The following is a 12123-nucleotide window of genomic DNA, read 5'->3' on the forward strand; positions in this document are numbered from 1 at the left end:
GTCGTAAATTGTCATCTGATGAATGTTAACCAAAGCAACTTTGACCAACTGTGGCAAACCGTGACAGCCAACCATCGCCATGCTAAGCTTGCCCAAAGTACCAATTCTGAGCTGATGGATGCACTCACTCAAGGTCAAATCGCACATCAGACGCTGCATTTATATACCGCTGATCAACAAAGCGCTGGGCGCGGACAGCATGGTCGTTCTTGGATCAGCCCCCAAGGTAATGTTTTTTTGTCTTTATATGTGCCAATGCGGACACAAGCCCATGACTTTGGCATTGATCAGTTATCGGGACTGATTTCACTGTTGGTGGGTTTTTATTTGGTAAAAATGCCCATCATTGAGCAAATAAACCAAATTCGCATGACCAAAAACCTACCCACTATTGGCGTCAAATGGGCAAATGATTTGGGATTTATTGATCAGGCGCATCCTAAATTTCATAAATTGGCAGGCATCTTGATAGAGCCAGTATTTAAAGCCATCAATCATCACAGCACCTTGATAGGACTGGTGATTGGTGTGGGGCTGAATGTAAAAAACAGCCCAATGATCCAAAATTCGCTGTATGAGTCCACGAGTCTTAGCGATCTTTGGCAGGCAGATGAGTTACCGGACGCTGCGACACTGTATCAGCCGATCTGTGAGGCGATTTGCCAAGCTGTCGCACATCATAATCAGCTGACTTTGGCTCATCATCAGGCGCTGACTGAGTTTGTTCATGAATTTAATCAGGTGCATGTGTTGACGGGGCGAGATGTGCAAGTGTTTTTGCAGGATGATCGAGAAAAGATCACGCACGCGGGGCGCTGTATCGGCATCAATGATCAAGGGGCATTGGTCTTACAAACTCAGCAAGGCGAGCACAGTCTGTTTGCTGGCATGGTTCAATTAAAAAGTTAAAATTAAGGGATTGGTGTTATGGAAAATGCGATGGTGCTGTGGCTTGACTTGGGAAATACTCGCCTAAAATATTGGCTGATCCAAGATGATCAAATCATCTTATCTGATGCCAAAGAGCACCTAAAAGCACCCAATGAGCTTTTGATGGGGCTGCTTAGAACATTTGCGCAGTTTGAGCCAAGTTTTGTGGGGATTTCTAGTGTCTTGGGCGAAAAAATTAACCATGCCATCGCGGCAACTTTAGATGAGCTTGGCGTCCCTTTTGAATTTGCCAAAGTTAACGATAAGCATCCCATGCTCACTAGCCGCTACGACCCATCACAACTGGGCGTGGATAGATGGCTGCAGATGCTTGGCGCGGTTGATCCGATGCGTCAGCAGTGCGTGGTTGGGTGTGGCACGGCGCTGACCATTGATATTATTGATAAAGATACGCACTTGGGCGGTTATATTTTACCCAATGTGTATATGCAGCGCCACGCCCTATACGCAGGTACGCAGCAAATCGGCGTCAAGCAAGGGCGATTTGATGACTTAAGCCTTGGTAGGACCACTGATGATGCTGTCAATCATGGGGTGCTATTTGGGGTGGTGGGCGCTGTCGCCAGTGTGCAAGCTAACTATCCAAATTTTGAAGTGATACTCACAGGTGGCGGCGCACAAATGCTAAAACCGCACCTAAACCATATCCAAGTCGATGAAGATCTGCTACTAAAAGGACTGCAAAGATATTTTTGTTAAGTGTTAACTTATCACGCTTACACGCCTATTTGATATGCCAAAATAAATAGCACGATGCAGCAAATCAATGACAGCATCCAAGTCACGGAGCGCAAAATGGCTAAATTTGCTGCATAACTGATGATGAAGCATATCCGAAAGATGATAAAGCCTGTCGCAAGCATATTGATGATGCTTGCAGGTACAAAAGCATAAATGGCAATCAATACAGAAGCCAAGAAAATTGGCAGACTCTCAAAGCTGTTGGTTTGAGCATGGTTGAGTCTTGCGGCAGCTCCTTGAGTATTTGCCAAAAATTCACGCGGTGTGTGATTGTCTTTTATGTTAAAACCACCCAAATATTTGGCAAGAGCGGCACACACAAAAGGTAATAGGCAGGCGATGACCATCAAGATGATGGTAAGCTTGATATTGGTATTAGCAAAGAGTGCATACATCATACATCAACGATCTCATAATCATGCGTAATATTCACCCCGCCTGCTGACAACATGCGTGAGGCTGAACAGTACTTTTCGGCGGATAGCTCAATGGCTTTGGCAAGCTGTGATTCTTTGATATTGCTGCCTGCCACCACAAAATGTAAGTGAATGTCGGTGAATACTGCAGGGATGGTATCTGCTCTGTGGGCGCGCATTTGGCAGCGGACATCGGTGATGTCTTGACGAGATTTTTTCATGATGGTGACAACATCATAACTGGCACAACCACCAAGTCCTAATAAAATCAGCTCCATCGGACTTGCGCCAGCGGTTTTATCACCGTCAAGATGTATGGTATGCCCTGATGGTGAAGTACCCACAAAATGCACGCCATCTTCCCAAATCAGTTCTGCATCTAATTGTGCCATATCAAAACCTTTTTATGTAACATTCAACTTTTTATCAATTTATTTTACTTGGTTTGACAGTCTTTGGCAAACCATTTGAGTCGCTACCGATTTTAGCCGATTGATTTTTTAACGGTGTAAAAAACTTTTTATCATAAAAATTATGAGCCAAATTAAGCTGTCATCACATTATACAAACGGTAATTTGATCACAAGAGCACTTGGATAAAACCCTATACTTTTGCGCTGTTTTTTGGTTTAATAGACATCAAGTGATTCATCAAAAGTCTTTGATGAAATTTAAATGAATTTATAAATTAAGAGTTTAAGTATGATTGATGCAGACGGGTTTCGTCCAAATGTCGGCATCATCTTGGTAAATGCACACGGGCAACTTTTGTGGGCAAAGCGTATCGGACATGACAGTTGGCAGTTTCCTCAAGGCGGTATCAGTCGTGGCGAAACACCGCTGGATGCGATGTATCGTGAACTGTATGAAGAAGTGGGGCTGCATCCTGAGCATGTCAAAGTGCTGGCAGTCACCCGTGATTGGTTGCGTTATCGCTTGCCTAAGCGTTATGTGCGTACAGGGCAGGAGCCTTTGTGCATTGGACAAAAACAAAAATGGTTTTTGTTATATCTTGATGAAGCCAACACCAAACACATCCGTTTTGATGTGGGTGTTCCAGAATTTGATGATTGGCAGTGGGTGAGTTATTGGTTTCCTTTGACGGGGGTTGTGCCCTTTAAGCGCAATGTTTATCAAAGGGCGCTGCTTGAACTGATTGATGCCGTGCCCAGACAAAAGCCTTTGGTAACGAAAACATGATGAGCCATCAAAAACCATCACCACATTGGTGATGGTTTTTGTTTTGAGGGCGATTTGGGTTTTGTGATTAGCATACTTAGGTAAAATTTGCTAAAATACTCTCCTTTTGCCACATCTGTCTTAGTTTTCATGCGCCTAAAATCTTTAAAACTGGCAGGATTTAAATCCTTTGCCAATCCCACAACATTTACTTTTCGACATGATATTACCGCCATCGTAGGACCCAATGGCTGCGGCAAATCCAATGTCATCGATGCGATTCGTTGGGTGCTTGGTGAGACTTCCGCCAAGCAGCTGCGCGGCGGTGCGATGAGTGATGTGATTTTTGCAGGCGTGGAAGGGCGTGCTGCTAAGAGCTTGGCAAGTGTTGAGCTGATTTTTGAGCATACTCAAGACGAAACCCACGGTATTCGCCATGAATTAAATCTATATCAAGAGCTGTCACTGCGCCGCCAAGTAACCAAAGAAGGGAAGTCTGATTATTTTATCAACGGTCAGCGAGTGCGCCGCCGTGATGTGGTGGATGTGTTTTTGGGAACTGGGCTTGGCGCGCGCAGTTATGCAGTGATTGAGCAAGGCATGATTGGGCGCATCGTTGAGTCAAGCCCCATGCAGCTTCGAGAATTTATCGAAGAAGGGGCAGGCGTGTCTCGCTATCAGGTACGCCGAGCTGATACCGAAAAAAAACTTGGCGAAACCCAAGATAATCTTAAAAGACTTTCAGATTTACAAGGCGAGCTCAAAAAGCAGCATAAAACGCTGATCCGTCAGGCGGAATCTGCCAAGCAGTACCAAGCCTTGTCTGATGAATTAAAAGTGCTACAAAAAGACGATCTGATCAGGCGTTTATTTGAAGCGTGGCGCCATCATGAACAAAAAAAGGGCGAGCAGGGCAAGTCAGGTGAGGCGCTTGCCAAACTAGAAGCCGAAGCCAATCAAGTGCGCCGTGAGCTGGATGTGCTGTCTGCACGCGTCGCTGAGGCGCAGTGGCTAAAAGATGAAGCCAAAGATAACTATCACAATGCGCAGATGGCAGAGCAGACCGCGCAGCATAATTTTTATACAGTCAATAGCCAAATTACCCAAAATGATGAAAAAATCGCTCGCCTACAGGCTCAGCATCAAGAAGCTCTAACCAAGATAAATCAGGCACAAGACGAGCTTTTACAAATTAACCAATCGCTAGATGTTATCACGCCTAAAGTAGAAGCGATGACACATGAGATTACCCATGCCAAGCAAGCTCAAAGTGAGGTGCAGTTGACTTGGCAATCGCACCGAGATGAGCTAAGTAGCCTAATGCAAGAAAAAAATAATCTTGAAAATCTCAAGAAATTGGCACAATCTCAGCGTCAGCGTTTGGAGATCGGGTTAAATAAATGGCAAGTTCGTTATGATGAGCTCATCACTGCCAAAAGCCGCTTCAGCGATACCACCGAGGCGCAAAAGCAGCTGTCTGCCGATACGCTAAAAGCCGCAGCGCTGAGACAAAAGCTTGAACATCTTAATGATGATGAAGCCCTAAAATCAGTCGTAGAAGAGCTAAGAGTAGCGGTTCAAACGTCCCAAGCTCATGTGCAAAGCCAAGAAAAACGCCATGCCAGTTTGATGGGCGAATATGAAATTTTACATAAACTGACGCACACCAAAGTGCAGTCAAACAAAATCACGATGGCGCCTGATGCGGATGCGCTCACAGCCTTGAATGCGCTACCAAGCCTAAAAGAAAGTTTGGTGCTGACAGGGGCAGGTTTGGCACATGCAGACATTTTGGATCAGTTTTTGGGATTTTGGCTCAGTGCGCGCCTGAGCGATGATCTGCCAACGGCTTTTTTGGATCATGCGATGGATGATAATGATCATGTCATCTTAAAGTCAGGCAAAAAAAGCGATGCAGGCATTGTCTCTTCATCAATCCATGCCAATGAGGTGATCTCCCAATTACCCACATCACTACAACAGCAGCTGGTGCGCTTTGATCGGCTGTTTAGTGCGCCCACGCTTGAGTTATTTGGGCGCTGCTATTTATATGTGGGTGATGAGCCGCTCACAGATCTACAGATAGGTGCGCTGCTTGGTGTGATGATTGTCACCAAGGCTGGTTGGCTGGTGGGCAGTTTTGGTATGATGCATCTTTCAAAACTTGGCGATACCAGCAGTCAGTTCTTGAGTGATCGAAAAAAGCATCTTGAGCGATTGGAAATATTAGAAGATGAGCTGAATACGCTTGAAGACTCGCTTGAAAAAGATCAAAAGCAGCTCAAACAAGCAATGACAAGGCTTCAAAGCAGTAAAATTGAGCTTGAAGAAATCACCGCCCAAAAACACGCCGCCACTCAGCAGCTGCACCAATTAGAACAAAGCGTGACAACGCTAACCGCCAAGCTTGATTCTGAAAAAGCACACCGTGAGAGTATTGACAGTCAGCTTAAGCGACTGGATGATGAAAATAGCAGTATTAAAAATGAGCTACAAGAGCTTAATATGCAGATTGAGACCTGTGATTTTGGCTTAAGGGAGCTTGAGCCAAAAGTTGAGCAAGCAAATCAAGCTATGGCGGTGCAGACGGTGCGTATCGACGAAGCTGCCGCTAAGCTTAAAACCCAAAATGACACCTATCAGGCTTTACAAATCAAGCTTGGCACACTGACGCAAGCCAAAACCCATGCCGAGCGTTTGCTTGAGATGGCAAAACACAGCGCATCACAAACCCAAGCGGACATTGAGACAACCAAAAGTATGCAGCAGGAACTCAGTCAAAAGTTACCAGTGCTTGAAGAGGCGTTTAAAGCTGCCAAAGCGGTAAGTCATGAGCTTAAGATTGCCAGTGATGAATATGAGTTGGCAGCCAAAGCACAGCAAATTGCCCAAAGTCAATTGCAAGAAACGCTGACTGAGGCACATACCAAATTTGCCACCGCTCAAGCAACTTTGGCAAAGATCAGTGCAGATACAGCGGTCGGTGAAAGCCGTGTTCAAGACATTGGTGGCGAGCTTATGCGTCTGGATGAATCGTTTAATTTAGCGTCTAAACTGGCAGATTTTCGGACAAATCCTAATCAAAATTTCACCGATAATTCAGCAAGGCAAAATCAAATCAAAAGCAAAATTGCTGAGCTTGGTGCGGTGAATTTGGCAGCTGCAGCTGAGCTTGCTGAGCTTGAGGCGCGCGTCTCGCCCATGGATGAGCAAATCAATGACATCACCCAAAGCATGAAAAAGCTTCAAGATGCCATTCGTGCGATTGACGAAAAAACCAAAACACTGTTTTTGACAGCACTTGAGGCAGTAAATAAAGAGCTGAACGCACTATTTTCAAAGGTTTTTGGTGGTGGTCAAGCAAGCTTAACTTTGATGGCAGATGATGACTTGCCCAAATCGGACAAATGGCGAGCAGGGCTTGTGCTGATGGCTCAACCAAAGGGTAAGAAAAACTCAAGACTTGCTGTACTTTCAGGTGGCGAAAAAACCTTGACGGCACTGAGTTTGATTTTTGCTATTTTTAAGCAGCACCCTGCACCTTTTTGTGTCCTTGATGAGGTTGATGCACCGCTTGATGATGCCAATGTCGCCAGATTTACAGGGTTGATTAGAGAATTGGCTGATGATGTTCAGTTTATTTTTATTAGTCATAATAAGCTTGCCATGCAAATCGCTGATGAGTTAAAAGGCATTACCATGCCAACCGCTGGCATCTCAAGTTTGGTGACAGTTGACTTACAAGAAGCCCAAAAATATTTAGAAATCAATGACTGAATAAAAACTGTCCATTATCTAACATTTACTTGGACTTTTTGATAATAATTTGCTATAATAATGCGTCCATTTTTTAAATGGGCGTATTTTTTAAACTCACACTACACACACGAAATTATTTGAAATATTGGGGTGTCTGTTGGTTTGAATAATTCGTCATTGTGGCGAATGCGTGCTAATGGATTCGGTATTTTGGTTTCGTGGAGGCGTAACCCAAACTTTTAGGATTTTTTATGTCAGATAAAAACCCAACTCAAATCTCAATGCGTGACTTGCTAGAAGCAGGTGCTCACTTCGGTCACCAAACTCGTTTTTGGAATCCAAAAATGAGCCAGTACATCTTTGGTGCTCGTAATCGCATTCATATTATCAACCTTGAGCATACTGTTAAGCAATTTAACGAAGCACTAACTTTCGTGAATAAACAAGCAGCGGCTCGCAACAAGATTTTATTTGTTGGTACTAAGCGTGCAGCAGGTGCGGTAATCCGTGAACAAGCACAGCGTGCAGGCATGCCTTATGTTGACCATCGTTGGTTGGGCGGTATGCTAACAAACTGGAAAACACTTCGCCAGTCAATCACTCGTCTAAAAGAGCTAGAAAAGCAAGCCGAAGATGGCACATTTGCAAAATTGACTAAGCGTGAAGCACTTGAGCGTACCCGTCAAATGGAAAAGCTAGAGCGTGCTTTGGGTGGTATCAAAGAGATGGGCGGTTTGCCTGATGCGTTGTTTGTTGTTGACGTTGACCACGAAGCGATCGCCATCAAAGAAGCCAAAAACCTTGGTATCCCTGTGATTGGTATTGTAGATACCAACTCAAACCCAGACAATGTTGACTATGTGATTGCAGCGAACGACGACGCGATCCGCGCTGTTAATTTGTATGTGACTGCAATGGCAGATGCCATCATCGCGGGTAAAGAGTACGCTAAAACTCAAGGTAATGCTGATGCAGTTGATACTGATAAGCAAGCCAACCGTGAAAATGCAACCGCACCTGTTGAAGATAAAGTTGACCAAGCTGGTCAAGTGGTTAACAACTACTAATTTATTAAGCTTGGTTTGGCGTGGTCATACCAAGCTTATCCTAAATTTTTGTTCAATTAAAACTTAAGGTAATTGACATGACTCAAGTTTCTGCAAAGCTAGTAAAAGAGCTGCGTGACCGTACTGGTCTTGGCATGATGGAGTGCAAAAAAGCACTTGAAGAAGCAGGCGGCGATATCGAACTTGCGATTGATAATTTGCGTAAATCAGGTCAAGCAAAAGCTGCCAAAAAAGCAGGTAATATCGCTGCTGATGGTGCGATTATCATTGCCCAAGGTGAAGGCAAAGCGTTGCTACTAGAAGTAAACTGCCAAACTGATTTCGTTGCCAAAGATGAAAACTTCACTGCATTTGCCAATAAAGTTGCCAAGCTTGCACTTGAAAACAACACCACAGATGTGGCAGCGATTGCCCAGCTACCATACGGTGATGGCTCAACAGTTGAAGAAGCGCGTGTGGCATTGGTTCAAAAAATCGGTGAGAATATCCAAGTTCGCCGTGCTGAAGTGATTGAAGGTGCTAACCTTGCTGCTTATCGCCACGGCCTGCGTATTGGTGTTGTTGTCTCAATTGAAGGCGGTTCTGAAGAAGTGGGTAAAGCAGTTGCCATGCAAGTGGCGGCATTCAATCCGTTGGCTGTGAACGAAGCTGATGTACCAGCAGATATCCTAGCCCGCGAAAAAGACATCATCGAAGCTAAAGCCAAAGAATCTGGCAAGCCAGAGGCAGTGGTTGAAAAGATGATCACTGGCGGTCTACAAAAGTATCTGAACGAAGTGACTTTGGTGAATCAACCTTATGTCATGGATAATGATAAAAAAGTTGGTGATGTTCTAAAATCAGAAAACGCCACTGTGGTTAGCTTCAAGCGCCTAGAAGTTGGTGAAGGCATTGAGAAAAAGCAAGAGGACTTCGCTGCTGAAGTTGCTGCTGCTCAAGCCGCTGCCAAAGCTTAATTTTAAGCTGTTTATAAAAACCCAATATGGCTTGCCTATTGGGTTTTTATTTTGGCTGAAATTATCCTTCGTTTAATTGTAAAAATCGATCATACAGAGTAAAATAGTTTAATGTATGAATTTTATCAGATTGAGGAATTTTTATGTCATTTCATCCTGAGCGGTTTATTGAGGTTGCCTTAAAAAACAATGTTTTGCGTTTTGGTGAGTTTACCCTAAAGTCAGGGCGTAAAAGTCCTTATTTCTTTAATGCAGGTTTGCTATCAACAGGTGAATTATTAAGCGTGCTTGCAGAAGGTTATGCAGATACCCTTGCCAAACACGCCAATCAAGATGATTTGGTCATCTTTGGTGCCGCTTATAAAGGCATTCCTTTTGTGGCAGCGACTGCTCAAGTGTTGTGGCGTGAGCATCAGATTAATGCTGAGTGGGGTTATAATCGCAAAGAAGCCAAAAATCATGGTGAAGGCGGTATGCTGGTTGGTGCTGATTTAAACGGTAAATCTGTTTGGGTGATCGATGATGTCATGACCGCAGGTACCGCCATGCGCGAAGTTATTACTTTGCTGAGTAAAGCTGGGGCAAGCGTTGCAGGTATTATTGTTGCCCTTGATCGTAAAGAAAAAGGTCAAAGTGATCGATCGGCCATTCAAGAGCTTGCTGAGAGCCTGCAAGTGCCAGTGCTTGCTTTGGTGACGATGGATGATATTATTGATTATGTTGCTAAACATGGATCTCAAGATGAGCTGACTCAGATGCAGGCTTATCGTGCAGAATATGGCATCAACTAAAGGCTGATACAATGAAATACTTTAGTTATAGTTAAATAATTAAGATATCGGGATGATGAGATGAAAAAGCTTCGATTTTTGATCGTGATGGACGACATCGCCACAGTGAATTATAAAAAAGACACCACGCTTGCGATGATGTGGGCGGCTGATGAGCGTGGGCATGAGCTGTATTATTGTCAAATTCGTGATCTTTGGCTTAGTCAGGGTGCATTGAATGTGGATGCTTGGCCATTACAAGTTTTTAAAAATCCTGAAAAGTTTTATGAGCTTGGTGAAGCATTAACCCATCTTGCCACGGATTTTGATGTCATTTTGATGCGTAAAGATCCGCCATTTGATATGAAGTTTTTGTATGCGCTGCATCTGCTGGATTATGCCAAGCGGGCAGGTGTTTGGGTTGTCAATGATCCTTTGGCTGTCAAAGATTGTAATGAAAAGCTGTTTGCCACGCAGTTTAGCGAACTGATGTCACCGACCATCGTCACCAATAAGCAGGCGCATATTCGCGCTTTTATCACTGAACATCAAGATGTGATTGTCAAGCCCTTAGATGGTATGGGCGGTATGGGCATTTTTCGCTTGACGGCGGACAGCCCTAATATCGGCGCCACGCTTGAGATGCTGACACAGATGGGTGAGTTACCCATCATGGCACAAAAATACATCCCTGCCATTGTCGAAGGGGATAAGCGGGTGCTGATTGTGGGTGGTAAACCTGTTGATTATTGTCTGGCACGAATTCCTAGCCAAGGCGAAACACGGGGGAACTTAGCGGCAGGCGGTAGGGGTGTGGCAATGCCACTGACGGAGCGTGAACGCCAATTGGCTAATGCAGTGGCGCCAACTTTATTGGAAAAAGGCTTGTATTTTGTCGGACTGGATGTCATTGGTGGGTATATTACCGAGATTAATGTTACCAGTCCAACCTGCGTGCGTGAGATTGATGATCAGTGCGGCACGCAGATTGCAGTTGATTTTATTGAATTTATTGAAACGAATCTCAAGCATTATACAACGCCAAGTGCTGAATGATAATTTTTGATGTTTTTAGCAGTGAATGCGCAAAACTTGCTTGACAAAATGTCGCAAAAAACTACTTGAGTTCGTGTAAAAAGTCATCCAAAATAACTGCCTTTATCGCTGTGGGTGATTGATTGGATAATTTTATGTCAAAAAAATTAAATGTGCTGATGATGGCGGCTGGTACTGGCGGGCATGTGTTTCCTGCCTTGGCGGTGGCAGACGAGCTTTTGCAGCGTGGGGCTGTCATTCATTGGCTTGGCACACCAAAGGGCATGGAAAATGAGCTTGTTGCCAAACACGGTCATACCATGCACCACATTGACATGCAAGGGCTGCGCGGTAAGGGATTGATGCGTATGCTAAAGCTGCCCTTCATGCTGTTAAAATCTGTCATGGCAGCACGCAATATTATCCAAACGCATCAAATAGATGCTGTGGTTGGATTTGGTGGCTATGTTACCGCGCCAGGCGGTTTGGCAGCTAAGCTGTGCAAAATCCCACTCATCATTCATGAACAAAACGCCATTGCAGGCATGAGTAATAAAAATCTAGCACGTCATGCCGATAAAGTACTGCAAGCCTTTGATGGCGCGTTTGATGGCGACAGCAAAAAAGTATTGACTGTGGGCAATCCAGTACGCCAATCTATCGCCAATATTGCGCCACCACAAGAGCGTTATTTGAATGACGATTCACCACTTAAAGTGTTGGTGGTGGGTGGATCATTGGGCGCGATGGCAATCAATCAAGCAGTCGTTGAAATGCTAAAACTTGTCAATCGTCCGCTGTCGCTGCAGCACCAATGTGGTAAAGATAACCATAATCAGATGCTGGTGGCGTACTCTCAAGCAGGCATTGATAATACCAAACATGTCATAGAGCTCAAGCCATTTATCGAGGATATGGCAGCGGCTTATGCTTGGGCGGATGTGATTGTTTGCCGTGCTGGCGCTTTGACGGTGACGGAGATTCAAAATGCTGGCGTTGCTGCGATTTTAGTGCCGCTGCCGCACGCTGTGGATGACCATCAGACTGCCAATGCCCGCGTTTTGGTGGATGCTGGCGCCGCAATCTTGATGCCCCAGTCTGCATTGACTGGTCAATTACTCGCCATAACACTTGATGAGCTGGATCGCAAACACTGTCAGCACATGGCTAGCATCGCACGCAGTCAAGCAAAAGATCGAGTTGATGTCATCGTGGCTGATGTGATTGAGCGGTCAGTTAATTAATTTTT

The 12123-nt window shown here is 44.7% G+C and carries 11 protein-coding genes; 9 read left to right on the forward strand and 2 right to left on the reverse strand.

Translation table 11 applies throughout. From position 1 onward, the window contains the following. The first annotated feature begins 18 nt into the window (after positions 1–18). Both AO382_RS04345 and AO382_RS04350 read left to right on the forward strand, forming a co-directional pair. Positions 19–909, forward strand: a complete 891-nt coding sequence (locus AO382_RS04345; RefSeq protein ID WP_064610022.1) for a biotin--[acetyl-CoA-carboxylase] ligase — start codon at positions 19–21, stop codon at positions 907–909. 30 nt (positions 910–939) lie between these two features. After that, the gene (locus tag AO382_RS04350; protein ID WP_064618543.1) at positions 940–1650 is read left to right on the forward strand and encodes a pantothenate kinase; all 711 of its coding nucleotides are present in this window, start codon (positions 940–942) and stop codon (positions 1648–1650) included. Positions 1651–1667: 17 nt separating this feature from the next. Here AO382_RS04350 and AO382_RS04355 read toward each other — a convergent pair whose 3' ends face one another. Next, positions 1668–2090 (reverse strand): MAPEG family protein, encoded by a 423-nt coding sequence (locus AO382_RS04355; protein WP_064618509.1) that lies wholly within the window; start codon positions 2088–2090, stop codon positions 1668–1670. After that, positions 2087–2500: an OsmC family protein gene (locus AO382_RS04360; RefSeq protein ID WP_064618511.1), complete on the reverse strand. Its 414-nt coding sequence runs from the start codon at positions 2498–2500 to the stop codon at positions 2087–2089. Before AO382_RS04360 ends, AO382_RS04355 begins: the two co-directional genes overlap by 4 nt. 310 nt (positions 2501–2810) lie before the next feature. On the opposite strand from AO382_RS04360, the gene AO382_RS04365 reads away from it, so the two are divergent. The 7 genes from AO382_RS04365 (at position 2811) to murG (ending at position 12118) form a co-directional block, all read left to right on the forward strand. Further along, positions 2811–3308, forward strand: coding sequence for an RNA pyrophosphohydrolase (locus AO382_RS04365; protein ID WP_064618513.1), 498 nt, complete (start codon positions 2811–2813; stop codon positions 3306–3308). A gap of 129 nt (positions 3309–3437) precedes the next feature. Next, positions 3438–7064, forward strand: coding sequence for a chromosome segregation protein SMC (smc, locus tag AO382_RS04370; RefSeq protein WP_064618515.1), 3627 nt, complete (start codon positions 3438–3440; stop codon positions 7062–7064). A 233-nt stretch (positions 7065–7297) separates the two neighbouring features. Next, on the forward strand, positions 7298–8113 hold the full coding sequence (gene rpsB / locus AO382_RS04375) for a 30S ribosomal protein S2 (protein WP_064618517.1): 816 nt from the start codon (positions 7298–7300) through the stop codon (positions 8111–8113). A gap of 77 nt (positions 8114–8190) precedes the next feature. Next, positions 8191–9069, forward strand: a complete 879-nt coding sequence (gene tsf / locus AO382_RS04380; RefSeq protein ID WP_064602504.1) for a translation elongation factor Ts — start codon at positions 8191–8193, stop codon at positions 9067–9069. 143 nt (positions 9070–9212) lie between these two features. Next, complete coding sequence (pyrE, locus tag AO382_RS04385) at positions 9213–9860, forward strand: orotate phosphoribosyltransferase (protein ID WP_064618519.1); 648 nt, start codon at positions 9213–9215, stop codon at positions 9858–9860. A gap of 60 nt (positions 9861–9920) precedes the next feature. Next, positions 9921–10895 carry a glutathione synthase gene (gene gshB / locus AO382_RS04390; RefSeq protein WP_064618521.1) on the forward strand — a complete coding sequence of 325 codons (975 nt, stop codon included), beginning with the start codon at positions 9921–9923 and terminating at the stop codon, positions 10893–10895. Between the two features lie 134 nt (positions 10896–11029). Next, positions 11030–12118: an undecaprenyldiphospho-muramoylpentapeptide beta-N-acetylglucosaminyltransferase gene (gene murG, locus AO382_RS04395; RefSeq protein WP_064618523.1), complete on the forward strand. Its 1089-nt coding sequence runs from the start codon at positions 11030–11032 to the stop codon at positions 12116–12118. Positions 12119–12123 lie beyond the last annotated feature (5 nt).

It is taken from the genome of Moraxella catarrhalis (genome assembly GCF_001656295.1).
GTDB classification, from domain to species: Bacteria; Pseudomonadota; Gammaproteobacteria; order Pseudomonadales; family Moraxellaceae; genus Moraxella; species Moraxella veridica.

What these genes read in the sequence shown, in the direction of transcription:
- AO382_RS04345 (WP_064610022.1), top strand. Translation starts at nt 19, where the DNA reads ATGAATGTTAACCAAAGCAACTTTGACCAACTGTGGCAAACCGTGACA.
- AO382_RS04350 (WP_064618543.1), top strand. Translation starts at nt 940, where the DNA reads ATGGTGCTGTGGCTTGACTTGGGAAATACTCGCCTAAAATATTGGCTG.
- AO382_RS04355 (WP_064618509.1), bottom strand. Translation starts at nt 2,090, where the DNA reads ATGATGTATGCACTCTTTGCTAATACCAATATCAAGCTTACCATCATC.
- AO382_RS04360 (WP_064618511.1), bottom strand. Translation starts at nt 2,500, where the DNA reads ATGGCACAATTAGATGCAGAACTGATTTGGGAAGATGGCGTGCATTTT.
- AO382_RS04365 (WP_064618513.1), top strand. Translation starts at nt 2,811, where the DNA reads ATGATTGATGCAGACGGGTTTCGTCCAAATGTCGGCATCATCTTGGTA.
- smc (WP_064618515.1), top strand. Translation starts at nt 3,438, where the DNA reads ATGCGCCTAAAATCTTTAAAACTGGCAGGATTTAAATCCTTTGCCAAT.
- rpsB (WP_064618517.1), top strand. Translation starts at nt 7,298, where the DNA reads ATGTCAGATAAAAACCCAACTCAAATCTCAATGCGTGACTTGCTAGAA.
- tsf (WP_064602504.1), top strand. Translation starts at nt 8,191, where the DNA reads ATGACTCAAGTTTCTGCAAAGCTAGTAAAAGAGCTGCGTGACCGTACT.
- pyrE (WP_064618519.1), top strand. Translation starts at nt 9,213, where the DNA reads ATGTCATTTCATCCTGAGCGGTTTATTGAGGTTGCCTTAAAAAACAAT.
- gshB (WP_064618521.1), top strand. Translation starts at nt 9,921, where the DNA reads ATGAAAAAGCTTCGATTTTTGATCGTGATGGACGACATCGCCACAGTG.
- murG (WP_064618523.1), top strand. Translation starts at nt 11,030, where the DNA reads ATGTCAAAAAAATTAAATGTGCTGATGATGGCGGCTGGTACTGGCGGG.